Origin of the sequence: Streptomyces sp. NPDC091272, from assembly GCF_044757485.1 — a bacterium.
Classification (GTDB): domain Bacteria; phylum Actinomycetota; class Actinomycetes; order Streptomycetales; family Streptomycetaceae; genus Streptomyces.
The window spans coordinates 1-23783 of record NZ_JBIVVC010000007.1 but is presented as its reverse complement, the minus strand read 5'-3'; the positions used below and the strand labels follow the sequence as shown (position 1 = coordinate 23783).

The following is a 23783-nucleotide window of genomic DNA, read 5'->3' as shown; positions in this document are numbered from 1 at the left end:
ACGTGCTGCGACGGGGTACGCGGGGCTACGAGGAGCTCAGTGCTGCCACGGGCTGCGCAGCGCGTCGAAACCGGCGCGGGAGACCAGGCGTTCGGCCCGTTCCTGCGCCTCCTCCAGGAGCGCCGCCTCGTCGACCAGGACACAACGGCCGTCCTCAAGGACCACCCGCCCGTCGACCACGGTCATCTCCACGTCGCTGCCGCGCGCCGAGTACACGAGCGTGGCGACCGTCCGGTGCACGGGGCGCAGGTGCGGGCGGTCGAGGGCGACGACCACGAGGTCGGCGGGGGCGCCGACGGAGAGGGTGCCGGTGTTCGTCCCGGCGTACTTCCCGCCCTCCCTGGTGGCCAGTTCCAGGGCTTCCTCGCAGCGGACCGCCGCCGGGTCGAGATGGTGCTGGCGCTGACCGAGAAGGGTCTGCTTCATCACCTCGAACATGTCCTGCCGGTGCCCCGCGCTCGGGCCGTCGGTGCCCAGCGACACCACGGCTCCCGCGTCCCGCAGCGCCCGCAGCCGCATCACCCCGGAGGCCAGATAGGCGTTGGACGTCGGGTTGTGCGAGATCCCCGCCCGCCGCTCACCGACGTGCTTGACCTCGGCGTCGTCCAGCCAGACCGCGTGCGCCAGGGTGGCACGCTCGTCCAGCAGGCCCTCCCTGGCCAGCCACTCCACGGGGCGTACGCCGTAGGCCTCCGAAAAGCTCGCGGGGTCCTTCGCGCCCTCCGAACAGTGCGTGTGCCAGCGCGTCCCGAACTCGGCGGCGAGCTCCACCGCGCCCCGGACCAGGTCCTGGTCCACGTAGCTCAGATTGAGCGGCGCGGGCCAGATCTCGACGATCGAACCACGCGGCGGTCGACGCTGCATGCAATCGCGGGTGATGTCCAATTCCTCCTGGGTGGAGTAGCGGTACAGGGCGTCGGGGAGCCCGCGCGCGGCGGCGACCTCGGTCTTGCGGCCGAGCATGCCGCGCGCGATCGCACCCCGCAGACCGGCCGACTCGACGGCCCGCGCCACGGCCAGCACGGTGTCGGGGTCGGTGGGCGCGTAGTGGTTGTCGACCACCGTGGTGATGCCCGAGCGCAGTGCCTCCACCGCCCCGAGCGTGGCTGCCACCCGGGCGTCCTCGGGGTCGACGGCTATCGAGTAGGGCCACATGAACTCGCAGAGCCAGGGCCAGATCGACAGTCCCTCGCCCATGCCCCTGGCCAGCGCCTGGAAGAGGTGCGAGTGCCCGTCGACGAAACCGGGCAGCACCGCCTTGCCCCGGCAGTCGACGGTCCGCGCCGCCTGCCACCTGGCGTCGATCTCGGCGGCGGGGCCGACCGCCACGACGCGGTTCCCGGACACGGCCACCGAGCCGGGTTCGTACACGTTCCGCCGTCCGTCGACGGTCACCACCCGCCCGCCGGAGAACAGCAGGTCGCACTGGAGGGAGCCGTCGGACTCGAACGGTTGCGTGGCGTGCATGGAGGTCCTCCCGAGAGGGTCGGCACATGCTCAATGTTGCATGTAACATATTCAGGCCAATCGACCTGTCAACCCTCCGCGACGGAACGTGCTTGTCAGACGTCTCTCAAGTCGAAAACCCCGCAGACTCCCCCCAGACTGGGCAAACCGGGATGTACCCGGCCCGGTTCCGCGCGTGAGTACGTGAGTACGGGTGCGCCGCGAGTACGGGTGAGTGACGGGGAAGAGGTGGCGGGTGACGGCCCACCGCAAGAGGACCACTGCGCTCGTCCTGACCTCGACGCTGCTGGCCGCCTTCGCGACGGCCGCTCCTGCGGCACTGTCCGGTGGCTCCGAGCGGGAGCTCGCGTCCGCCTCCGCAGACTCCGCGTCCTCCGCAGACTCCGCATCCTCTGCCGCCGCGTCGGCGTTCGGCACCGTGCGGTCCGAGGCAGGCGCGCAGCCTGGGTCCTCCGAGCGGTCCGGGTCCGGCGAGCTGACCGACGCCCACTCGCTGGCGCGGGCCCTCGTCGCCTCCGAGGAGACACCCGCCGGCCCTGCCGCCCCGACCGCACGAGCCGGCTCCACCTGCCGCACGGCGGTCGAGCGTTCCCGCGTCGTCGCGTACTGCCACAACCCCTACCCCGAGGTGGACCTGGTCCGGCTGCACACCGAATGCGTGCGCTGGTGGGACGTCGACGGCGACGGGCGTCAGGTCGAGGTGGGCCCCGCCGAGACCGTACGGATCTCCGGGCGGTGCTGGAAGGAGGTCGGGAGCGCGTGGGTCAGCCACGAGCGCGTCCCGGACACCGCCGGCAAGAATCCCGGCCACGAGCGTGCCCCCGACACCGCCGGCGAGAACCTCAGCCGTGGGCGCACCCCGTGAGGCGGCCCCGCTCGGCCAGGCACCTCAAGGCGTAGCCGGACGCCTCGGCCGCGGCGGTCTCCGGATCACCGGCCCTGATCGCCTCGATCAGCCGGGCGTGGTCCATGTGGTCCTCCGGTCGCAGCTCGTGCCCGATGTCGTCCCGCAGCCAGTCCCGCAACAGGTCGCCGAGGTCGGCGTAGAGAGCGATCAGCACGTCGTTGTGGGAGGCCGCCACCACCGCCAGGTGCAGCGAGGCGTCCGCCGTCACGAACTGTTCCGCGTCCCCCGAGGCCCAGGCCTCCTCTCGGCGGGCGAGAGTTGCGTCCAGCTGCTTGATGTCCTTCTCGGTGCGGCGGTGCGCGGCCAGCCGCCCGGCCGACGACTCCAGGGTGGAGCGCAGCTCGGCGATGTGCAGCGGGTCCGCGTCGGCGAACCGGCGGTGCATCACACCGGCCAGCTCACTCGTCGCCAGGACGTAGGTCCCCGAACCCTGCCGGATGTCCAGCAGTCCGTTGTGCGCGAGCGCGCGCACCGCCTCGCGGACCGTGTTGCGTGCCACGCCCAGCTGCTCGACCAGCTCCGGTTCGGTCGGAATGCGTGACCCCACGGGCCACTCGCCGGAGGTGATCTGGTTGCGCAGGGCGGTGATGACCTGGTCGGAGAGTGCGGAACGCCGGGGAGAGGTCAGCGTCATGGTGCTCCTCGTTCGGGGCGGGACGGAGAGAGGGGGAGGGGGTGGTGGAGGGCGAGCGGCAAAAGGGGACTGAGGACGAACGGCGACGATTGGACAACCAATCATCCCATGATTCTATGATGGACCTTATGCCAGTCGACGAAACCCGGACCCTGAGCCCCGAGCCCAGCACCGCACAGAAGCCCCGAACCGCCCCTGTGGACGCTCCCCGGACCACGCCCGCGTACTCCGTGTGGCTCGTCCGGCTCATGGTCGTCGGTCTGGTGCTCGCCGCGCTGAACCTCCGCCCCGCCATCACCAGTCTCGGCCCCCTCCTCGAAGAGGTCCGCAAGGGGCTCGGGATGAGCGGCGCCGTCGCGGGCCTGGTCACCTCGGTGCCGTCCGTCTGCTTCGCGGTCTTCGGCATCATGGCGCCGCGTCTCGCCCGCCGGTTCGGCCCGGCCGCGATCGTCTGCGCGGGCATGACCGCGATCGCCGTCGGCCTGTTCCTGCGGCCGTTCGCAGGCGGCACCGCGGGCTTCCTCGCCGCCAGTGCGCTCGCCCTGGTCGGCATCGCCGTCAGCAACATCCTGCTGCCTGCCATCGTCAAGCAGTGGTTCCCCGACCGCGTCTCCACCATGACCGGGCTCTACTCGATGGCCCTGGCGATCGGCACCTCGCTGGCCGCGCTGTCCACCGTCCCGCTGACCGGGGCGCTCGGCGGCAGCTGGCAGACCGGCCTCGCCGTCTGGGGCGTCCTGGCGGTGCTCGCGCTCAGCGTCTGGGTGCCGCTGGCCGTGAGGCACGGCCGCGCACGCGCACAGGGGAGGCCCTCCGCGGGTTCCTCGGCGAAGCCCTCCGCCGACGGCCCCGAGGTCGAAGCGCTGGAGTCGGCGGCCGAGGCCCCGGCCGCCGCCGCGCCGGCCCTGCGCATGGTCCGCTCCCGTACCGCCTGGGCGCTGGCCTGCTTCTTCGGCCTCCAGGCCACGGCCGCGTACATCACCATGGGCTGGATGCCGCAGATCTTCCGCGACGCGGGCATCTCGGCCGGCACGTCGGGCATGCTGCTCGCGCTCACGATGGCGATGGGCATCCCGCTCGCCTTCGTCATCCCGCGCGTCGCGACCCGGCTGACCCACCAGGGGCCCGTGGTCCTCGTGCTGGGCCTGTGCGGCCTCTCCGGATACGCGGGCCTCTACCTCGCCCCCGCGGGTGGCGCGTGGGTCTGGGCGCTGCTGCTCGGCGTCTCCAACTGCGCGTTCCCGCTCGCCCTCACCATGATCGGGTTGCGTGCCAGGAGCCACCAGGGTGTCGTCAAGCTCTCCGCCTTCGCCCAGAGCATCGGCTATCTGATCTCCATCCCCGGCCCGCTGCTCATCGGTGTCCTGCACGACGCGAGCGGTGGCTGGGGACTGCCGATCGCCCTGATGGCGGCCCTGATGGTGCCGCAGATGGCCGTCGGCGTGCTGGCGGGCCGCAACCGTACGATCGAGCGGGAACTGGCGGTCTGAGAGACGCCCGCCGACCACCGGGACCCACCCGCGGGGGAGCCGGGCCCGGCCCAGGGGGAGCCGGGACCCGGGCGCGGGGAAGGGGGCAAAGGGTGCGAGACTGGCGCCATGCCCGTACTCGAACCGAACCCCCAGAACGGTCAGAAGAAGTTCCTGATCGTGCTCGGCGCGATGCTCGCCGTCACCGTGATCATCGCCGTGATCGCCACGATCGCCTCTCCGTGACCGCCACGCCGTGACCGCCGCGATCGCCTCTCCGTGCCACCTCCTCCCGGCGGACGGTGGTGCTGGCCCCACCATCCCCTAGGGGGCTGGACTCAGGGTGAAGTGGGGAGTTCACCGGATGGGCGTGCTCCTGCCGGCTCCGTAGGTTCGTGGGTGTCCCTCGGAAACACCCGATTCCTCGGAGGCGGCCATGTCGGCCCCCACGCACACCGCCCGCCGCACGGCCACCGCCGAGCGGCTTCCGTGGTGGTCCGTCGCACTCCCGGTCCTGGCCTTCGCCGTCCTGCTGGTGCTGATGACCGGCCCCGGCCAGGCGCACGCCGCCGGCGTGACTTCCCAGACCCCCGGCATCGCCTACCTGCTGGAGCGGGTCCTGGACGCGCTCTCCCTCTGATCCGTCCGCCGGTGGCCACCCCGGTGGGGGAGCCCCTCAACACCCCGGGCCGTGACGCGCATTTCGTGGCAAGCTGGGGTGCATGAGCGCCGATACACCTCGCAGGATCGTCCTTCTCCGGCACGCCAAGGCCGACTGGCCGCAGGTGTCCGACCACGACCGCCCGCTCGCGGAGCGAGGCCGCAGGGATGCCCCCACGGCGGGCCGCAAACTGGCGGACACCGGCATCACCTTCGACCTGGCACTGTGCTCGACCGCCGCCAGAACCCGTGAGACCTGGAAGCTGGCCGTGCAGGAGATGCCGCACCGGCCGAAGACCGTCTACGAGGACCGGCTGTACGAAGCGTCGCTGGGAGAGCTCATCGCCCTGCTCAACGAGGTCCCCGACGAGGTGAACGACCTCCTGGTGATCGGCCACAACCCCGGGATGCACGCCCTCGCCGACGCCCTGGCCGGCCGGGCGGAACCGGACGCACTGGCCCGGATGACCAAGAGCGGCTTCCCCACGGCGACGTTCGCCGTCGTGGAGTTCACGGGCTCGTGGAAGTCCGTGGAGCACGGAGTGGGCCGGCTGACGGATTACTGGGCCCCGCACGACTGACGGACTACTGGGCCCCGCCCGCACGACTGACGGCGCCCGCCACCGGCACGAAGGGGCCCGGGAAGCTTCTGCTCCCCGGGCCCCTTCCGCCGTCTTGGCATGAGTGCCGGGCGCGGGCGCGACGTCAGTGCAGGTGGACGGCGTCCCCGTCCGCCGCCTCGACCTCTTCGCGCGTGATGCCCAGCAGATAGAGCACGGTGTCCAGGAACGGCACGTTCACCGCGGTGTCGGCGGCCTGCCTGACCACCGGCTTGGCGTTGAACGCGACGCCCAGACCGGCCGCGTTGAGCATGTCGAGGTCGTTCGCGCCGTCGCCGATCGCCACCGTCTGGTCCAGCGGCACCCCCGCCACGGCGGCGAAACGACGCAACAACCGCGCCTTGCCCGCCCGGTCCACGATCTCGCCCACGACCCGGCCGGTCAGCTTCCCGTCGACGATCTCCAGCGTGTTGGCGGACGCGAAATCGAGCGAGAGCTCGTCCTTCAGCGCGTCGGTGACCTGGGTGAACCCCCCGGAGACGACGCCGACTTGATAGCCCAGCCGCTTGAGCGTACGAATCAGGGTGCGGGCACCCGGAGTCATCCGCACCTCGGCCCGCACCTTGTCCACGACCTCGGCGTCCAGCCCTGCGAGCAGCGCCACCCGCGCGTGCAGGGACTGCTCGAAGTCCAGCTCCCCGCGCATCGCCTGCTCGGTGACTGCGGCGACCTCGGCCTCGCACCCGGCGTGGGCGGCGAACAGCTCGATGACCTCGTCCTGGATGAGGGTCGAGTCGACGTCCATCACGACGAGCCGCTGGGCCCGCCGGTGCAGGCCCGCCGAAACGACGGCCACGTCCACGCCGATCCCCGCGGCCTCGACGGCGAGCGCACTGCGCAGCGGCTCCGTCTCCACGCCCGAGACGGCGAACTCCACAGCCGTCACCGGGTACTTGGCGAGCCGGAAGATACGGTCGATGTTGCCGCCGGTCCCGGTGATCCTGGCCGCTATGGCCGCCGTCGACTCGGCGGTCAGCGGATGCCCGAGCACGGTCACGTGCGAACGGCCGCTGCCACGCGGTCGGTTGTCGCCCTTGCCGGAGATGATCTCGGCCTGGAGGTTGATGGAGTCGGCCCAGCTGTGCACGGTCGCCCGCAGCTCGCCGGAGGTGCTCACGGTCGGCTCGGTGACCAGGACGCACAGGACGATGCGGCCACGGGTCACCACCTGTTCGATGTCGACGACGTCGACCGAGTAGGCGGCGAGGGTGTCGAAGAGCCCGGCGGTGATCCCGGGGCGGTCCTTCCCGAAGATCTTGACGAGAAGGGTGGGGACGTCGGCGGGGGGGACGTCGGCAGTCGGCAGTGCGCTCATGGTGCTCCCACCGTATCGGCCTGGCGCAACACCGTCGCCACCCGTCCCGACTGCCGGACAGGGGGTGGGACAAAGGGGGCCTCCGGGGGCGGCCCCCCTCCACGGCTCCCCGTGGCCCCGGCCGCGGAGTCGCGAGGAACGCGCGGAGGGGCAGGCCCGGCGCGGAGGGGCAGGCCCGGCGCGACCTACCGCCGCCAGGCAGGCCTGACGCGGGCGTGACCTACCGCCGCCAGGCAGGCCTGACGCGGGCGTGACCTACCGCCGCCCCCGCCCCGGCGTCCCCGGCGGCGGAGGCCCCGGCGGCGGAGGCCCGTCCGGCGGCCCCGCCTGTCCCGCCTGTCCCGGCTGCTCCGGGGGCGATTGCGGCGGTTGCGGTGTTCCCTTCCCCCGCCCCGCAGCCCCCGGCGGAACTCCCGGCGGAACTCCCGGCGGGGCCGTCGGCGGCGCGGGAATGCCCGTGACCGTCGGCGCCGCGTGCCGGCCGTCCCTCGTCCTGCGGTGCGGTACGGACCCCATCGGCCCGACCGGCGGCGGCGCTGCCCGCTCGCCCTCCACCGGCCGCAAGTACGGATTCGTGTCCTGCGCTCCCGCCCGCCCGTACGCGGGTGAAGGGGTGTAGGGCCCCGGCACGTACGCCAGGTCCGGGTACGTCCGGTCACCCCGCCCCGGCACCCCGGCCCAGAGCCGCGTGAAGGGCGCCGCCCGCCGGCCGGCCGCGCCGCACGCACACGCCAGGAGCGCCCCGGCCGCTCCCGCGCCCACTCCCCACACCACTCCCAGCAGCAGAGCCATCGGCAGGCTCCCGCTCAGCGCCAGGCCCGCGCCGAACGCGTCGAGGCCCAGCACCGTGAGCGACGCGTCAGCCGACACCCCGCTCTGCCACACCAGCAACGGCAGCCCCAGCCCTGTCAGCGCCCCCATCGCCACCGCGGACTGCCCCGCGTACGCCGCGACCGTCAGGTCCTCGCGCGGGGTCCGGGACGCCGCGAGCACCCCCGCGTACAGCATCATCACGGCGGTGGCGACCGCCAGCAGCCAGACCCGCCCGTCCAGCTCGGCGAGCCGGGACAGGGTGAGCGGCTGCTCCGTCGCGCCCGAGAGCAGCTCGTCGAAGGGGGCGGGCAGCGCGCCCGCCAGCTGGCCGGTGGCCCGCCCGCTCCACGGGACGAACAGCCCGAGCGGAACCGCGAGCCACACGCCGTTCGGCGCACCGAGCAGGGCGGCGCCGAGCACCCGCTCGGGACGGTCGTCGCCGACCGCCGCGTACAGCGCGGCCGCCAGCCCCGCGAGCACCGCCACCAGCGCCACGGTGACCAGCGCGGAAGCGGCCGGGCGCAGCACCCGGTGCACCGCGTCCAGGCCGCGTGGCAGCGGCGTACGGCGAGAGGCGAGCAGCGCGATCAGCAGCACCACCAGCACCCACACCGCACCGCCGAGCAGCGAACTCCCCGTGTCCACGGAGAAGCCGACCGTCGCCTTCGCGTCGACGAGGTCGGAGATCTTGTCAGGCAGGAGTCCGCCGAGGTCGCCGAGCGAGTCGGGCAGCTTGTCCGCGATGCCGCCGGGGAGCTCGTTCCCCGGGATCGCGTCCAGTCCGAGCTTCGTGCCGTCAATCGTGATGACGTCGTGACCCGCCCAGGCGAGGCCGCCCACGGTGAGCAGGAACAGGGTGGCCACCGCGCCCGCCCGCACGGCCAGTTCGGTGCCGGGAATCTCCCGTCCCGCGCTTCTCAGCGAGCGCAGGAAGAAGAAGGCGAGCAGCAGCGCGCCGACCAGACCCACCCCAAGTGGCGCAATATCGACGGCCGTTCGCGCCGCCGCGCCGTCGATCCCGAAGGCCGAGACGTTCCCGGTCGGCGTGACGGAGCCGCCCACCGCGAGCACGACGACGGCGGCGGTCATCGCACGCAGCGATCCCGCCGCGTCCGCGCCGAGCAGGTGCAGACCCAGCGCCGCGGCGCCGGCCATGCCGACCAAGGCCCAGCTCACGGCGGCTGTCGAGGCGAGCACAACATCGCCGAGGCGCACCCCGGCCCGACCGTTCGCTGCCATCAGGCCACCCGATTCATACCGGAAAGTCAAAGTTCGGCCAGCTCAAGCATGATCCGTACGCAGTCGTACGTACTCATGGCCGCTTACCACTCTCCGGTGGTGTTTCTGCCGAGTCAACGGGCGCGCAGCGGCCACGCGCACCCCCTCTTCACATGGCCCGACTTTCGTATTCGAGCTCGGGCCTGAAATAGTTCCCCCCGATGTTCACCATCCCTAGACTCCCGGTGACGGGCGTAACTACGGGGGACAACTAGTGGGGCATGGAGTGCCGGGACTCGTACTGGAATTGAATGGAAGGACCTGGGCTCTCGATTCGTCCAGGTCGTACACCCTGGGGCGCGACCCCCAGGGCGACGTGGTGATCGATGACGCCAGGGTCTCCTGGCGGCACGCCACGGTGCGCTGGGACGGCCGTAGCTGGGTGATCGAAGACCACGGCAGCACCAACGGCACGTACGTGCAGGGCCAGCGCATCCACCAGATGGAGGTCGGACCCGGCTCGGCCGTCCACCTGGGCAACGCGACGGACGGCCCGCAGCTGGTGCTCTCCGGCTCGGCGGGGGGCGCCGGTGCCGCGGTACCCCAGCAGGCGGCGGTCCCGCAGCACCAGCAGGCCGCTCACCAGCAGGCCGCGCACCAGCGCTCGGCGCCCGCGCAGCCCAGCTGGCAGCAGGGCGCACAGCAGCCGCAGCAGCCGCACCAGGGACAGCACGGACAGCACGGACAGCAGGGACAGCAGCCGAGCTGGCAGCAGCAGGCGGCGCAGAACCAGCAGGCGCCGCAGCAGCACCGGCCGTCCCCGCAGGGACAGCAGCAGCCGCCCTACGCACAGCACAAGCCCGAGGCCCAGGGGCACGTGCCCCAGCAGGCCGCCCCGAGCGCCTCGTCCGACGGAGTCGCGGGGGCCCCGCCGGTGTACGGCGACCGCAGCCCGACCACGTTCCACCAGATGGCACTGGGCCGGGTCATGCGCATCGGCCGAGCCCTGGAGAACGAGCTGGTCGTCTCCGACCTCCAGGTCTCGCGCCTGCACGCCGAGTTCCACGCGACGCCCGACGGCCGCATGGAGATCCGCGACCTCGGCTCGCACAACGGCACGTACATCAACGGCCAGCCGATGCAGAAGTCGGGCACCGCGCTGCTCGGCCCCAACGACATCGTCGGCGTCGGCCACTCCACCTTCCGCGTCGTCGGCGACCGGCTCGAAGAGTTCGTCGACACCGGCGAGGTCTCCTTCTCCGCCCGCCACCTCACGGTGACGGTCGACGGCGGCAAGGACATCCTCAAGGACGTCTCCTTCGGCGTCCCCGAGAAGTCCCTCATCGCGGTCATCGGCCCCTCCGGCTCCGGAAAGTCGACCCTTCTCAAGGCGCTCACCGGTTACCGGCCCGCCAACAAGGGCGATGTCCTCTACGACAACCGGAACCTCTACAAGCAGTTCGCCGAGCTGCGCCAGCGCATCGGTCTGGTCCCGCAGGACGACATCCTGCACAAGGAACTGACCGTCAAGAAGGCCCTGAAGTACGCCGCCAAGCTGCGCTTCCCCGCCGACACCACGGAGAAGGAGCGCCAGCAGCGGATCGACGAGGTCCTCGGCGAGCTCAAGCTGGACATCCACAAGGAGAAGAAGGTCACCTCCCTCTCCGGCGGCCAGCGCAAGCGCGTCTCGGTCGCCCTGGAGCTGCTGACCAAGCCGTCGCTGATCTTCCTCGACGAGCCGACATCGGGCCTCGACCCGGGCATGGACCGCGACGTCATGCAGCTGCTGCGCGGCCTCGCCGACGACGGCCGCACCGTCCTGGTCGTCACCCACTCGGTGGCCGAGCTCGCCATCTGCGACAAGCTCCTGGTGATGGCCCCCGGCGGCTCCGTCGCCTACTTCGGTCCCCCCGAGGAAGCCCTCAACTTCTTCGGCTACAGCACCTGGGCCGACGTCTTCTCCGCCTTCGAGAACTACCGCGACTACGACTGGGCGGGCCGCTGGCGCGGCTCGCAGCACTACCAGATGTACGCCGCGGACATCGACGCCGTCGCCGCCCAGTCCGTACACATGCCGCCCCCGCAGCAGATGCGTCCGCCGAAGCCGCAGGGCTGGGGCGCACAGCTGGTGACGCTGATCCGGCGGTACGTCTCCGTCATCGCGTCCGACAAGGGCTTCATGGGCCTCATGGTGATCCTGCCGGCCGTCCTCGGCCTGGTCAGCGTCGTCATCCCGGCCGACTTCGGGCTCGGCCCGCCGAAGCCGCCGTCCAAGTTCAACGGCGACGCCGGCACCATCATGCTGATCCTCGCGGTCGGCATGTGCTTCTCCGGCGCCGCGAACTCGGTCCGGGAACTGATCAAGGAACGGGTGATCTACGAGCGCGAACGGGCCACCGGCCTCTCCCGCTCCGCCTACCTGATGTCCAAGGTCATCGTCCTCGGCGTGATCACGGCCATCCAGGGCGTCATCATCTGCGGCATCGGCTTCTCCACCCGGGACCTCCCGGCCGAAGGCCTGATCATGCCGCCCGCGGTCGAGATCTGCGTCGCGGTCATCGCCCTCGGCTTCACCTCGATGATGTTCGGCCTGGTCATCTCCTCGCTGGTGAAGACCTCCGAGAAGACGATGCCGCTGCTGGTCATGTTCGCCATCGTGCAGGTCGTCTTCACCGGCATCCTGTTCCAGGTCTTCGGGCAGGTCGGCCTGGAGCAGTTCGCCTGGCTGATGCCGTCCCGCTGGGCCATCGCCGCCGCCGGTACGACGCTGGACCTCGGCCACCTGATGCCGCCGTGGGACCAGAAGAACCCGACGGACCTGGACCCGCTGTGGGAGCACACGGCGAGCCAGTGGGGCATCAACATCACGATCCTGCTGGCCCTCGGCCTGGCCTGCGGCTTCGCGGTCGCGCGGCTGCTGCGCCGGCACGAGCCCGAGGTCATGCGCAAGTGACGACGAGCACCCCGGCGACCGGGGGCAGGTCATGCGGATGACCGCAGGCTGGTGACGACGAGAAGGCGGCCCCACGGATCGAATCCGGGGGGCCGCCTTCTCGTGTGCGGCGGCCGGGTGGCCGCCGGTCAGCTGCTCAGTAGGCGCTGTTGACGTTGTCGATGGAGCCGTACCGGTCGGCGGCGTAGTTGGCCGCGGCGGTGATGTTGGAGACCGGGTTGTAAATGTCGTGCGGGGTGCCGGACACGTGGTACGAGTCGAAGGTCGGCTTGATGACCTGGAGCAGGCCGATCGACGGGGTGCCGTTCTGGGCGTTGATGTCCCAGTTGTTGGCGACCCGCGGGTTGCCCGAGGACTCACGCATGATGTTCTTGTGCAGCCCGTGGTAGGAACCCGGGATGCCCTTCGCCTTCATGATGTCCAGCGACTGGCGGATCCAGCCGTCCAGGTTGTTCGCGTAGACCGGCTTGCGGGCGGCGGCGCGGCTGGCGGCGACCTTCTTCTCGGCGCGCCTCTCGCCGTCGGCCTTCGCCTTGGCCTTCACCTTCGCGTCCGCCTTGGCCTTCGCCTGGGCCTTCACCTTGGCGGCCGAGGCGTCCTTGGCGCGCTTGTCGGCGACGGTGTGCTGTTCGGCGATGCTCGCCTGCGCGGAGGTGCTGCCCTGCGAGGCAACCGTCGCGACCGTTGCCATGTCCTGCGTACCGGTCTCGGCGGAGTTGCCTCCGGGCACGAGGGCGAGCACGAGGGAGGCCGCGCCGAGCGCGGTGACACCGGCGATCGAAACCCGGTGGGTCTTGGTCAGACGACTGTTGCCAGGAGCGGAGGACATGCAGACGTACCTCTCGAAGGGGACAAGGATGCGCCGCGGACTCCGCGACGCCAGCCATTGTTAGCGGCCGCAAAATGCCCAGGCAAAGGTGTGACGTACGAAGCCGGGTAGTGGTGCGGGGGGCGTCCCGGGCCGTCCGACCGCCACACACCTGCCGCTCACACGGCCTTCACACCACCACTACGCCTCTTCGTAAGTGACGTACGTCCTGTGCGGGGCCTCACACCGCCTTCACCTCCGGCTCACCCCACGTAGCCGCAGCAAAGCGAACGGTGACCAAGATTCACCCCCTCCGGACCCCTCCGCCGCACCCTCTCCGCACGCCTCCTCCGCACGCCCCTCCGGACCCCTCCTCCGGACCTAGTCCGCAGGACCCGCCCGCCTGCCGCCGCAGGCCCGATCCCACCGCGAAGCCCCACCGGTACGGTGACGGGCATGACCCCCGGCCCCCGTCCCACCCCCGGCGGCCTGGCCGCCGTCAGCTCCGCGCTGCTCGCCATGAGCCGCCACCTGGAGGTGCGTGACGTGCTCAAGACGATCGTCGCCTCCGCCCGCGAACTGCTCGACGCCGAGTACGCGGCCCTCGGAGTCCCCGACGACCACGGTGGATTCGCCCAGTTCGTCGTCGACGGCATCAGCGACGACCAGTGGAAGGCCATCGGCCCGCTGCCCCGGCAGCACGGCATCCTCGCCGCGATGCTGCACAACGCCGAGACCGAGCGCCTCGCCGACGTACGCAAGGACCCCCGCTTCGAGGGCTGGCCGGACGCCCACCCCGAGATGTCCGACTTCCTCGGCCTGCCGATCCGCGACGGCGACGAGGTCATCGGCGCGCTCTTCCTCGCCAACAAGCGCTGCCCGAAGCCGTCCGGCGGCTGCGGCTTCACCGCAGACGACGAGGAACTCCTGACGATCCTGGCCCAGCACGCCGCAATCGCCCTCACCAACGCCCGCCTGTACGAACGCAGCCGAGAGCTCACCATCGCGGAGGAGCGCTCCCGCCTGGCCCACGAACTGCACGACGCCGTCAGCCAGAAACTCTTCTCGCTGCGCCTCACCGCCCAGGCCGCCGCCGCCCTCGTCGACCGTGACCCGGCCCGCGCCAAGGGTGAGCTCCACCAGGTCGCGGCCCTCGCCGCCGAGGCCGCCGACGAGCTGCGCGCCGCCGTCGTCGAGCTGCGCCCCGCCGCCCTCGACGAGGACGGCCTGGTCGCCACCCTCCGTACCCAGATCCAGGTCATGGACCGTGCACACAGCGCCCACGTCGTGTTCGACAGCTACGGGGTGCGGGCCCTGCCGGCCGCCCAGGAGGAGGCGCTGCTACGGGTCTCCCAGGAGGCCCTGCACAACGCCCTGCGCCACTCCGGCGCCGACCGCGTGGACGTGGTGCTGGAGAAACGGGAGGACCACGTCCGCCTCAGCGTGGCCGACGACGGTTGCGGCTTCGAGCCCGGGGGAGTGCGCCGGGCCGGCCGCCACCTCGGCCTGGTGTCGATGCGGGACCGGGCGGGCGGCGTCGGCGGCACCCTGACAGTCGAATCGGCGCCCGGCGAGGGCACCACGATCACCATGGAGGTCCCCGGTGTCTGAGCCCGGCCGCAGCGTCCCTTGCCCCGGGGCGCAGAAGACGAAGATCCGTGTCCTGCTGGTCGACGACCACCAGGTCGTACGGCGGGGCCTGCGTACGTTCCTGGAGGTCCAGGACGACATAGAGGTCGTCGGTGAGGCCGGTGACGGCGCGGAGGGCGTCGCGCAGGCGGAGTCACTGCGTCCGGACGTCGTCCTGATGGACATCAAGATGCCCGGCACCGACGGCATCGAGGCCCTGCGCAAGCTGCGCGAACTCGCCAACCCGGCGAAGGTGCTGATCGTCACCAGCTTCACGGAGCAGCGCACGGTCGTCCCCGCCCTGCGCGCGGGTGCCTCCGGTTACGTCTACAAGGACGTCGACCCGGACGCCCTGGCCGGCGCCATCCGCTCGGTCCACGCCGGCCATGTACTCCTGCAGCCCGAGGTCGCGGGCGCGCTGCTCGCCCAGGACGACCCGCACAGCGGCAACGGCCGCAGCACCACCCTCACCGAACGCGAAAGCGAGGTCCTCGCCCTGATCGCCGACGGCCGCTCCAACCGGGAGATCGCCCGCGCCCTCGTGCTCTCCGAGAAGACGGTCAAGACCCATGTGTCGAACATCCTGATGAAGCTCGACCTGGCGGACCGTACCCAGGCGGCACTCTGGGCCGTCCGGCACGGACTGACGGACTGACGGACTGACCGAGTGACTGTCCGATGAACCGACGGACTGATGAACCGCTGATACGGGCCGTCGGTCTCCGGTCTGAGATTCATACCGTCGGGTGTAAGTAATCCCAATGGCGCAACCTGAACGGCGGGCGGGCGTTCTTCATGGCGTGCCGCGGCGGCTGGCCGTGGCCACCGTCAGGAGGAACTGAAGTGAAGAACCTGAAGCAGGCCGCCGCCCTCACCCTGGTCGCCGGCGGGCTCGTCGCCGCGGGCGCCGGAGCGGCCTCCGCCACCGGGCACGGCGCCGAGGCCGAGGGCAAGGCCGTCCAGTCGCCCGGCGTGGCCTCCGGCAACCTGGTCCAGGCTCCGGTCCACGTCCCGGTGAACCTGGTCGGCAACACCGTCTCCGTCATCGGCGCCCTCAACCCGGTCTTCGGGAACGACGGCCTCAACCACTGACCGACCCCACGAGGTCACGCGCCCGAACGGCCCCCGGCACCAGCCGGGGGCCGTTCCGCATGTCAGCCCCCGGCCCCGCGCCCCCGCACCCCTGCGTCCGCCCGCCCCAGCGCGGGGCCAGGACCCTTATCGCCACTGTGTGCGGCCCGGACGTCGTTCATTGATCCGAAAGAGGGCATCCGGGCCCCGACCCGTGTCATCGGGGCGGTCCAGACGTTTCCCAGCGTGCGACCCCGCGGCTGGGGTCGTTCCGTTACTGCAGGAGGAACACTTCCCATGAACACTGCCAAGAAGGCCGCCCTGGTCATCGCCGTCGCCGGTCTCGCCGCGGGCACGTCCGCCGGTGCCGCGTTCGCCGAGGCCGAGGCCGAGGGCAAGGCCGCGAACTCCCCGGGCGTCATCTCGGGCAACCAGGTCCAGGTCCCGGTGCACGTCCCGGTGAACGTGGTCGGCAACACCGTCAACGTCATCGGTCTGCTCAACCCGGCCTTCGGCAACGACGGCCTGAACCACTGATCTCGCACCGTCCCGCAGTATCCGGAAGCCCCGCAGCCGCCTGCTGCGGGGCTTTCCCCGTACCGGCCTCCAGCCGCCTGCTGCGGGGCTTTCCCCGTACCGGCCTCCAGCCCCCTGCTGCGGGCTTTCCCCGTACCCGCCGCTATCCCCGCTGTTCCACCACCGCGCCGTACGCCGCCACCATCGCCCTCCGGGCCACCCTCTCCACCGGCCGCAGCGCCTCCCCCCTGGCCCACATCTCCGAAGCGCTGACGGCGCCGCCGTGCCCGGTCCCGTAGGCCAGCGACACCATCAGTCCCACCCGCCGCGCCATCTCCAGCACCCGCACCGCCCGGGGCGGGTACCCGGGCGCCAGAATCTCCTGCGACGCCTCGGCCCGAGCGCGGTACGCGTCGAGCGCCGCCGAGGCCACCGGCCCCGACCCCGCCACGTCCAGCCGCGTCAGCACCGCCGTCGCGTCCCGCAACGCCTCCGCCAGCTCCCGCTCCGCCTCGCCGAGCGACGGTACGTCCGCGGGCGGCGCGTCCCGTACCGCTGAACACACCCACGTCACCTCCACCCGGACGTCGCCCGCAGGACCGATCTCCGCCTGCTCCGGTACGAGCCCGAGCGCCGCGCCCGTACAGACCACCGCCTCCTGTGCCTCCAGTGCCCGCGCGTTGAACTCCGGCGGGCCGCTCAGCCCCAGCGGATGCCCCGGCGCGGGCAGCGCCACCCGGAACCCGCTCGCACCCAGCACCCGCAGCCTTCCCAGCGCCAACGTGAGTCCGACCGGCCCCTTCTCTCCCGGCAGCCCGGTCACCCGGTGCACCGCGTCGTCCCCGACAACGGCCGCCGCCGCGTCGTCCGGTGAGACGAATCCCCCCAACAGGGCGTTTCCCCAGGCCGCCAGCATTCCTGAACGTGGTTCGGTGAGCATGCGGACAGCCTAGATTCCTCTCCGCGCCGCTCCCAATAACGGGTCCAAGGACAGTCCCAAGGGCGAGAGCGTCCGACCGGTGGCGTAGGTTTTCCTTGGGTGCTGTGCCCACAGGCACACGCGACATTTCGATACTGCATGGGGAGACAACGCGCTCATGAGCGATGTACTGGAGCTGGTGGACGTATCCGTGGTCCGCGACGGACGGGCTCTGGTGGACGACGTCTCCTGGTCGGTGAAGGAGGGCGAGCGCTGGGTCATCCTCGGCCCCAACGGCGCCGGCAAGACCACGCTGCTGAACATCGCGTCCAGCTACCTCTTCCCCTCCGCGGGCTCCGCCACCATCCTCGGCGAGACCCTCGGCAGGGTCGACGTCTTCGACCTGCGTCCCCGCATCGGTATGGCCGGCATCGCGATGGCCGAGAAGATGCCCAAGCGGCAGACCGTCCTGGAGACCGTGCTCACCGCGGCGTACGGCATGACCGCCACCTGGCACGAGGACTACGACGAGGTCGACGAGCGGCGCGCCCGCGCGTTCCTCGACCGCCTCGGCATGACGGACTTCCTGAACCGCAGGTTCGGCACCCTCTCCGAGGGCGAGCGCAAGCGCACCCTGATCGCCCGCGCCATGATGACCGACCCCGAGCTGCTGCTCCTGGACGAGCCCGCCGCCGGGCTCGACCTCGGTGGCCGCGAGGACCTGGTCCGCCGCCTCGGACGGCTCGCCCGTGACCCGTACGCCCCCTCCATGATCATGGTCACGCACCACGTCGAGGAGATCCCCCCGGGCTTCACCCACGTCCTCATGATCCGCCAGGGCAAGATCCTCGCCGCGGGCCCCATGGAGACCGAACTGACCTCGCGCAACCTCTCGCTCTGCTTCGGTCTGCCGCTCGTCGTCGAGCACCGCGGCGACCGCTACACCGCGCAGGGCCTCCCGATGAGCTGAACAGCCGGCGGTACGACCGGAAAGGTGCCGTGGGAAGGGCAGTTGAGCCGGTACGTACGACCGGTGCGCCCTGTCCGCGCCGACCGGCCGCCCCTACCATGACCGTTGTGGACATGGACGCATGGCTCTGGTGGCTGATCGGCGCGGCGGTGCTGGGCATCGCACTCGTCGTCACGACGATGCCCGAACTGGGAATGCTGGCCGTCGGCGCCCTGGCCGGCGCACTCACCTCGTACCTCGGTGGCGGACTCGTCACCCAGGTCCTGGTGTTCGCGGCGGTCTCGGTCGTGCTGATCGCGGTCGTACGCCCCGTCGCGACCCGGCACCGCAGTCAACGCCCGCAACTGGCAAGCGGCATTGACGCGTTGAGGGGCCGTCAGGCCGTCGTGCTGGAACGGGTCGACGGCAGCGGGGGCGGCCGCATCAAACTGGCGGGCGAGATCTGGTCCGCGCGCGCCCTGGACCCCGGACTGTCCTTCGAGCCGGGCCAACAGGTCGACGTGGTCGAGATCGACGGGGCGACGGCCGTGGTGATGTGAGCCGAACACCCCGCACGACACGCCGTCATCTGGCAGGCTCGATCTTCACCGCGGACACGATCTTCACCACCGGATCGATGTGCACCACCGAATCGATCTTCACCGCAGGACCGAGAGACACGAAGGGCACGGGGAAGCGATGTCATCGATCATCATCGTCCTGATCATTCTGGTGGTGCTGGTCTTCATCGCCCTGATCAAGACGATCCAGGTCATCCCGCAGGCCAGCGCCGCCATCGTGGAACGCTTCGGCCGCTACACCCGCACTCTCAACGCGGGGCTGAACATCGTCGTCCCGTTCATCGACTCGATCCGCAACCGGATCGACCTCCGCGAACAGGTCGTCCCGTTCCCGCCGCAGCCGGTGATCACCCAGGACAACCTGGTGGTCAACATCGACACCGTCATCTATTACCAGGTGACCGACGCCCGCGCCGCGACGTACGAGGTGGCCAGCTACATCCAGGCGATCGAGCAGCTCACCGTCACCACGCTCCGCAACATCATCGGCGGCATGGACCTGGAACGGACCCTGACCTCCCGCGAGGAGATCAACGCGGCCCTGCGCGGCGTCCTCGACGAGGCCACCGGCAAGTGGGGCATCCGCGTCAACCGCGTCGAACTCAAGGCGATCGAGCCGCCGACCTCCATCCAGGACTCGATGGAGAAGCAGATGCGCGCCGACCGCGACAAGCGCGCCGCCATCCTCCAGGCGGAGGGCACCCGGCAGTCCGCGATCCTCACCGCCGAGGGCGACAAGCAGTCCGCCATCCTGCGCGCCGAGGGCGAGGCCAAGGCAGCCGCCCTGCGCGCCGAGGGCGAGGCCCAGGCCATCCGTACGGTCTTCGAGTCCATCCACGCCGGCGACGCCGACCAGAAGCTGCTCGCCTACCAGTACCTCCAGATGCTCCCGAAGATCGCCGAGGGCGACGCCAACAAGCTCTGGATCGTGCCCAGCGAGATCGGTGACGCACTCAAGGGCCTGTCCGGCGCGATGGGCAACTTCGGCCCGATGGGCGGTGGTTCGGGCGGCTCGGGCGGATCCGGCGGCTCCGGCGGCGGCAAGGAACGCCGCGAACAGCCCCCCATCGACTGATCCGCCGCCCCCTTCGTGCATGATCCGTGATGATCGCTGTATACGGCAGCGATCATCACGGCAACCATGAGGGGCAGCACCGCATGACGATCTGGGAGATGCTCGCAGTCCTCGCCGCGGGAATCGGCGCGGGCACCATCAACACCATCGTCGGCTCCGGCACCCTCATCACCTTCCCGGTGCTGCTCGCGACCGGCCTGCCACCCGTCGTCGCCAACGTCTCCAACACCCTCGGCCTGGTGCCGGGTTCCATCAGCGGGGCCATCGGCTACCGCGACGAACTTCGCGGCCAGCGCGCCCGCATCCTCCGCCTCGGCCTCACCGCCCTGGTCGGCGGACTGATCGGCGCGATCCTGCTGCTCGCCCTGCCGTCGTCGGCGTTCGACACGATCGTCCCGGTCCTGATCGGCCTCGCGCTGATCCTGGTCGTACTCCAGCCGAAGCTCTCCGCGGCGCTCAAGCGCCGCCGCGAACGCAACGGCGACCCGGTGGCCGGCCCGCACCCGGACGGCGGCCCCGCCCTGCTGCTCGGCCTGCTCCTCGCCAGCGCGTACGGGGGGTACTTCGGCGCCGCCCAGGGAGTGCTCTACCTCTCCCTCATGGGTCTCCTGCTCAACGACTCCCTCCAGCGCATCAACGGCGTCAAGAACGTCCTCGGCGCCGTCGTCAACGGAGTCGCCGCGATCTTCTTCCTCTTCGTCGCCGAATTCGACTGGACGGCGGTCCTCCTGATCGCCGTCGGCTCCGCCCTGGGCGGTCAGCTCGGCGCCAAGGTCGGCCGCCGCCTGCCCCCGACGGTGCTGCGCGGGGTGATCGTCGTGGTCGGCATCGTCGCCATCACCCAACTCCTCCTCGCCTGAACCGGCTTCCGCCCCCAGGACGCAAGAAGGCCCGCCTCCACCACGAAGACGGGCCTTTCCACCGGTACGGCCTCGCTATGCCGCCGCCTGCGCCAGCCAGGCCGGCAGCGCGTCCCACTCGCCGCCGCGCAGCGAAAGCAGCATCGCGTCGGCCGGAGTCGGTACGAACGGCTGGAACAGCAGCGGCATCCCCGCCTTCTCCGGCGTACGGTCCGCCTTGCGGTGATTGTCCTCGGCACACGAGGCCACCGTGTTCAACCAGCTGTCCGCGCCCCCGCGCGACCTCGGCACCACGTGGTCCACGGTGGTCGCCCGCTTCCCGCAGTAGGCGCACCTGTGCCGGTCCCGTATCAGCACGCCCCGCCTCGACCACGGAGCTTGTCTTCGGAACGGCACCCGTACGTACCTGCTGAGGCGGATCACCATCGGCACCGGGAGATCGACCGCGGCGGCGCGCATGCGCAACCCGGGATGCGACTTCTCGACCACGGCCTTGTCGTTCAGGACAAGCACCACCGCACGGTTCAGTGTCACCGTCGACAGTGGTTCGAAGCTCGCGTTCAAAACCAGCGTGTCCCGCATCCCGCCCACCCTCCGTGTGCCGGCCCACCCCTTGGCGGGCTTGGATCAACTCTGGCGGGACTCGCCCCAATGGACAACGCATTAACGGCGTCCCCGAAGGGAAGCCGTGGGCCCCCCAAACAAAAACTGCCCGCTCCCGATCTCTTTCAAGACCGGGAGCGGGCAAATACCGCGTGAATCTTCTCCGGGGCAGCTCAGCCCTCTGCCAGAGCCTCGTACTGGGCGACGAGCTGGGCACGCCCGATCGTGTGGAACCGGAGGTTGAAGCCGACGGCCGCGGGCGGCGTGTCCGAGTCGATCCCCAGGCTCTCGACGTCCACCGCGTACACGGTGAAGACGTACCGGTGGTTCTCGCCCGCCGGGGGAGCGGCCCCGCCGAATTCCTTCGTCCCGTAGTCGTTACGCGCCTGCTTGGCGCCCTCGGGCAGACCCTCGAACTTTCCGCTGCCGGCGCCCGCGGGCAGCTCGGTCACGGTCGCCGGAATGTCGAAGACCGTCCAGTGCCAGAACCCGCTCCCGGTCGGTGCGTCCGGGTCGAAGCAGGTCACCGCGAAACTCTTCGTCTCCGCGGGGAACCCCTCCCACCGCAGCTGCGGCGAGGTGTTCCCGCCCGACTGGACCTGCGCGTCCTGCAGCACGGCCCCCTCGGCGACGTCCTCGCTCACCACGTCGAACGACGCCACCGGGGGGTGGAAGTCGTGCGGCAGCGGCGCCCTCTTGGCCTCGGTCACGTCAACACCTTCCTGTTCCTGCTTCGGTCCTGTTCCTGCTTCTGTACGGCTTCCTACTTCTGTACAGCCGGCTCCTTCGACCCTAGAGCCAGTTGCGCTGTCCACCGACCTGGGCAAGCCACTCGTTCAGGTACCCGGCCCAATCCGTCGCCCGGAAGTCGTTCAGCGCGACCTGGAAGGCGCGGTACGAGTCGCTGCTCTCGCTGAACACCCCGCCCTTACGGTCCATCTCCAGGATGACGTCCATCTCACGGGCGTCGGCGATGAACGTCAGCTCGACCTGGTTGAGCCCCCGGTACTGCTGCGGCGGCAGGAACTCGATCTCCTGGTAGAACGGCAGCTGCTGCCGCGTCCCCCGGATGTGGCCGCGCTCCATGTCCGCGCTCTTGAACCGGAAGCCCAGCTGGACGAACGCGTCCAGGATGGCCTGCTGCGCGGGCAGCGGGTGGACATTGATCGGGTCCAGATCTCCGGAGTCGACCGCCCGAGCGATCTCCAGCTCCGTCGTCACCCCGATGTCCATCCCGCGCAGGTGCTGCCCGGCGATGTTGGTGACGGGCGTCTCCCACGGGATCTCCAGGCCGAACGGCACCACGTGCACCGCCCCGGCCTTCACCTCGAAGGCCCCGCCGAGCTTCACCTTGGTGAACTCGATGTCCTGCTTGACCTCCTGGTCGCCGCCCTCGACCTCGACGCGGGCCTGCAACCCGACGGACAGGCCCTCGATCCGCTGGTCGACGGAGCCGCCCTGAATCCGCACCTCACCCTGCACGACACCACCCGGCACGACGTTCGCCTCGGTGAGCTCCGTCTCGACGGACGCCCCACCCGCACCCATGCTCGCCAGCAGCTTCTTGAATCCCATGGTTCTCCCCTAAGTTTCCGGTCCTGACCAGTACAAACGCGCAACGCCCGCGCCCGGTTCCGTACCCCACCGCACCCGGGTACGCACCAACGGCTTTCCGTTACCCTCGGCAGGCATGATCGCGCCGACACCGGACCGTACGCCGCTCACCCGGGACTTCTTCGACCGACCCGTGCTGGACGTGGCCCCTGACCTGCTGGGCCGCACCCTGGTGCGTCGCACTCCCGAGGGACCCGTCGAACTACGCATCACCGAGGTGGAGGCGTACGACGGCGAGCGGGACCCCGGCTCTCACGCCTACCGCGGCCGCACCGCCCGCAACGCCTCCATGTTCGGCCCGCCGGGACATGCGTACGTCTACTTCATCTACGGAATGTGGTTCAGCCTCAATCTGGTGTGCGGCCCCGAGCACTACGCGAGCGGTGTCCTGCTCCGCGGCGGCGAGATCACCGCCGGCGCCGACCTCGTCCGCAAGCGACGACTTTCGGCCCGCAACGACAACGAACTGGCCAAAGGCCCGGCCCGGCTGGCCACTGGCCTGGACATCACCCGAGCCCTGGACGGCACCGACCTGTGCACGGACCCGGACTCGCCCCTCTCCGTACTGCACGGCACTCCGGCCGCCGCTGACCAGCGACAGTTCGGCCCGCGTACCGGAGTGGGCGGCGAAGGGGCGGTGCACCCCTGGCGCTTCTGGATCGCCGGCGACCCCACGGTGAGCCCGTACCGCGCACACAAGCCCCGCCGCCGGGCAACTTGACGCGACCGCAGCGCGCGCCTAACGTAGCCCGAGCCGCTTGAGACGGGCACTGCTGTCGGTACGGTCCATCGGACCGATCCGAGCAGCCCCGAAGCAGCCAACCACTACTACGACTTCCCTGACGGGTTCGAATTCCGGCATGCCTGAATTCATCCGCACCGACTCGATTATGAGTTGCCGGGGAAAGCCGCTAAAGTAGTGAACACGCCGAAAGGCAAAGGCCTTCCAACGGCCACCGGAAAGAAAATCCGCACCGGAAACGGCGCGGAAATGATCTGGTAGAGTTGGAAACGCAACAACACAAAAGAAACACCGAACGAAAACGTCCGGAGGAAAGCCCGCAGGGGTGAGTACGAAGGAAGCGTCCGTTCCTTGAGAACT

General features: G+C 70.7%; 24 protein-coding genes and 1 pseudogene. 15 read left to right on the top strand and 10 right to left on the bottom strand.

Annotated features, from left to right (window positions below; translation table 11 throughout):
* Positions 1 to 36: 36 nt before the first annotated feature.
* A complete protein-coding gene (locus ACIQM4_RS20340; RefSeq protein WP_401593271.1) occupies positions 37 to 1467 on the bottom strand; it encodes an amidohydrolase family protein in 1431 nt (476 codons plus the stop codon).
* A gap of 475 nt (positions 1468 to 1942) precedes the next feature.
* On the opposite strand from ACIQM4_RS20340, the pseudogene ACIQM4_RS20335 reads away from it, so the two are divergent.
* Positions 1943 to 2251: pseudogene (locus ACIQM4_RS20335) on the top strand (hypothetical protein); the annotation flags it as partial.
* 58 nt (positions 2252 to 2309) lie between these two features.
* On the opposite strand, the gene ACIQM4_RS20330 reads toward ACIQM4_RS20335, so the two are convergent.
* The gene (locus ACIQM4_RS20330) at positions 2310 to 3008 is read right to left on the bottom strand and encodes a FadR/GntR family transcriptional regulator (protein WP_401593269.1); all 699 of its coding nucleotides are present in this window, start codon (positions 3006 to 3008) and stop codon (positions 2310 to 2312) included.
* Between the two features lie 128 nt (positions 3009 to 3136).
* Between ACIQM4_RS20330 and ACIQM4_RS20325 the strand changes: the two genes are divergently transcribed.
* The 4 genes from ACIQM4_RS20325 to ACIQM4_RS20310 all read left to right on the top strand — a co-directional run bounded on the left by ACIQM4_RS20325 (position 3137) and on the right by ACIQM4_RS20310 (position 5718).
* Positions 3137 to 4498 carry a CynX/NimT family MFS transporter gene (locus ACIQM4_RS20325; protein ID WP_401593266.1) on the top strand — a complete coding sequence of 454 codons (1362 nt, stop codon included), beginning with the start codon at positions 3137 to 3139 and terminating at the stop codon, positions 4496 to 4498.
* Between the two features lie 108 nt (positions 4499 to 4606).
* Positions 4607 to 4723, top strand: coding sequence for an SGM_5486 family transporter-associated protein (locus ACIQM4_RS20320; RefSeq protein ID WP_401593265.1), 117 nt, complete (start codon positions 4607 to 4609; stop codon positions 4721 to 4723).
* Between the two features lie 190 nt (positions 4724 to 4913).
* Positions 4914 to 5117 carry a hypothetical protein gene (locus tag ACIQM4_RS20315; protein WP_401593262.1) on the top strand — a complete coding sequence of 68 codons (204 nt, stop codon included), beginning with the start codon at positions 4914 to 4916 and terminating at the stop codon, positions 5115 to 5117.
* Positions 5118 to 5199: 82 nt separating this feature from the next.
* Entirely contained in the window at positions 5200 to 5718 is a 519-nt protein-coding gene (locus tag ACIQM4_RS20310; protein WP_401593260.1) for a SixA phosphatase family protein, read from the top strand.
* 124 nt (positions 5719 to 5842) lie between these two features.
* On the opposite strand, the gene serB is transcribed toward ACIQM4_RS20310, so the two are convergent.
* Together serB and ACIQM4_RS20300 are read right to left on the bottom strand one after the other, a co-directional pair.
* Positions 5843 to 7072, bottom strand: a complete 1230-nt coding sequence (serB, locus tag ACIQM4_RS20305; protein WP_401593257.1) for a phosphoserine phosphatase SerB — start codon at positions 7070 to 7072, stop codon at positions 5843 to 5845.
* Between the two features lie 255 nt (positions 7073 to 7327).
* On the bottom strand, positions 7328 to 9124 hold the full coding sequence (locus ACIQM4_RS20300) for a streptophobe family protein (protein WP_401593255.1): 1797 nt from the start codon (positions 9122 to 9124) through the stop codon (positions 7328 to 7330).
* A 253-nt stretch (positions 9125 to 9377) separates the two neighbouring features.
* Between ACIQM4_RS20300 and ACIQM4_RS20295 the strand changes: the two genes are divergently transcribed.
* Positions 9378 to 12056 carry an FHA domain-containing protein gene (locus ACIQM4_RS20295; RefSeq protein WP_401593253.1) on the top strand — a complete coding sequence of 893 codons (2679 nt, stop codon included), beginning with the start codon at positions 9378 to 9380 and terminating at the stop codon, positions 12054 to 12056.
* 136 nt (positions 12057 to 12192) lie between these two features.
* On the opposite strand, the gene ACIQM4_RS20290 is transcribed toward ACIQM4_RS20295, so the two are convergent.
* Complete coding sequence (locus ACIQM4_RS20290; RefSeq protein ID WP_401593250.1) at positions 12193 to 12885, bottom strand: transglycosylase SLT domain-containing protein; 693 nt, start codon at positions 12883 to 12885, stop codon at positions 12193 to 12195.
* 435 nt (positions 12886 to 13320) lie between these two features.
* On the opposite strand from ACIQM4_RS20290, the gene ACIQM4_RS20285 reads away from it, so the two are divergent.
* The 4 genes from ACIQM4_RS20285 to ACIQM4_RS20270 all read left to right on the top strand — a co-directional run bounded on the left by ACIQM4_RS20285 (position 13321) and on the right by ACIQM4_RS20270 (position 16101).
* A complete protein-coding gene (locus ACIQM4_RS20285; protein WP_401593248.1) occupies positions 13321 to 14475 on the top strand; it encodes a GAF domain-containing sensor histidine kinase in 1155 nt (384 codons plus the stop codon).
* Between the two features lie 43 nt (positions 14476 to 14518).
* On the top strand, positions 14519 to 15148 hold the full coding sequence (locus ACIQM4_RS20280; protein ID WP_401594124.1) for a response regulator: 630 nt from the start codon (positions 14519 to 14521) through the stop codon (positions 15146 to 15148).
* Between the two features lie 188 nt (positions 15149 to 15336).
* On the top strand, positions 15337 to 15585 hold the full coding sequence (locus ACIQM4_RS20275) for a chaplin (RefSeq protein WP_401593245.1): 249 nt from the start codon (positions 15337 to 15339) through the stop codon (positions 15583 to 15585).
* Between the two features lie 276 nt (positions 15586 to 15861).
* Positions 15862 to 16101 (top strand): chaplin family protein, encoded by a 240-nt coding sequence (locus ACIQM4_RS20270; RefSeq protein ID WP_401593242.1) that lies wholly within the window; start codon positions 15862 to 15864, stop codon positions 16099 to 16101.
* 142 nt (positions 16102 to 16243) lie between these two features.
* On the opposite strand, the gene ACIQM4_RS20265 is transcribed toward ACIQM4_RS20270, so the two are convergent.
* Positions 16244 to 17020, bottom strand: a complete 777-nt coding sequence (locus ACIQM4_RS20265; RefSeq protein WP_401593240.1) for a hypothetical protein — start codon at positions 17018 to 17020, stop codon at positions 16244 to 16246.
* 157 nt (positions 17021 to 17177) lie between these two features.
* Here ACIQM4_RS20265 and ACIQM4_RS20260 point away from each other — a divergent pair, with 157 nt between their 5' ends.
* The 4 genes from ACIQM4_RS20260 (at position 17178) to ACIQM4_RS20245 (ending at position 20464) form a co-directional block, all read left to right on the top strand.
* Entirely contained in the window at positions 17178 to 17969 is a 792-nt protein-coding gene (locus ACIQM4_RS20260; RefSeq protein ID WP_401593238.1) for an ABC transporter ATP-binding protein, read from the top strand.
* A 98-nt stretch (positions 17970 to 18067) separates the two neighbouring features.
* The gene (locus ACIQM4_RS20255) at positions 18068 to 18508 is read left to right on the top strand and encodes an NfeD family protein (protein ID WP_401593236.1); all 441 of its coding nucleotides are present in this window, start codon (positions 18068 to 18070) and stop codon (positions 18506 to 18508) included.
* A 139-nt stretch (positions 18509 to 18647) separates the two neighbouring features.
* Complete coding sequence (locus tag ACIQM4_RS20250; protein ID WP_401593234.1) at positions 18648 to 19604, top strand: SPFH domain-containing protein; 957 nt, start codon at positions 18648 to 18650, stop codon at positions 19602 to 19604.
* Positions 19605 to 19687: 83 nt separating this feature from the next.
* The gene (locus tag ACIQM4_RS20245; RefSeq protein ID WP_401594121.1) at positions 19688 to 20464 is read left to right on the top strand and encodes a sulfite exporter TauE/SafE family protein; all 777 of its coding nucleotides are present in this window, start codon (positions 19688 to 19690) and stop codon (positions 20462 to 20464) included.
* A 75-nt stretch (positions 20465 to 20539) separates the two neighbouring features.
* Here the strand turns inward: ACIQM4_RS20245 and ACIQM4_RS20240 are convergent, their stop codons facing one another.
* The 3 genes from ACIQM4_RS20240 to ACIQM4_RS20230 all read right to left on the bottom strand — a co-directional run bounded on the left by ACIQM4_RS20240 (position 20540) and on the right by ACIQM4_RS20230 (position 22642).
* The gene (locus ACIQM4_RS20240) at positions 20540 to 21046 is read right to left on the bottom strand and encodes an HNH endonuclease (protein ID WP_401593231.1); all 507 of its coding nucleotides are present in this window, start codon (positions 21044 to 21046) and stop codon (positions 20540 to 20542) included.
* Positions 21047 to 21240: 194 nt separating this feature from the next.
* Complete coding sequence (locus ACIQM4_RS20235; RefSeq protein WP_401593229.1) at positions 21241 to 21777, bottom strand: YbhB/YbcL family Raf kinase inhibitor-like protein; 537 nt, start codon at positions 21775 to 21777, stop codon at positions 21241 to 21243.
* Between the two features lie 82 nt (positions 21778 to 21859).
* Complete coding sequence (locus ACIQM4_RS20230) at positions 21860 to 22642, bottom strand: sporulation protein (RefSeq protein ID WP_401593226.1); 783 nt, start codon at positions 22640 to 22642, stop codon at positions 21860 to 21862.
* Between the two features lie 115 nt (positions 22643 to 22757).
* Between ACIQM4_RS20230 and ACIQM4_RS20225 the strand changes: the two genes are divergently transcribed.
* Positions 22758 to 23402: a DNA-3-methyladenine glycosylase gene (locus tag ACIQM4_RS20225; protein ID WP_401593223.1), complete on the top strand. Its 645-nt coding sequence runs from the start codon at positions 22758 to 22760 to the stop codon at positions 23400 to 23402.
* 167 nt (positions 23403 to 23569) lie between these two features.
* Here the strand turns inward: ACIQM4_RS20225 and ACIQM4_RS20220 are convergent.
* The coding region (locus ACIQM4_RS20220) for a hypothetical protein (RefSeq protein WP_401593221.1) at positions 23570 to 23783 on the bottom strand (214 nt) is incomplete at its 5' end.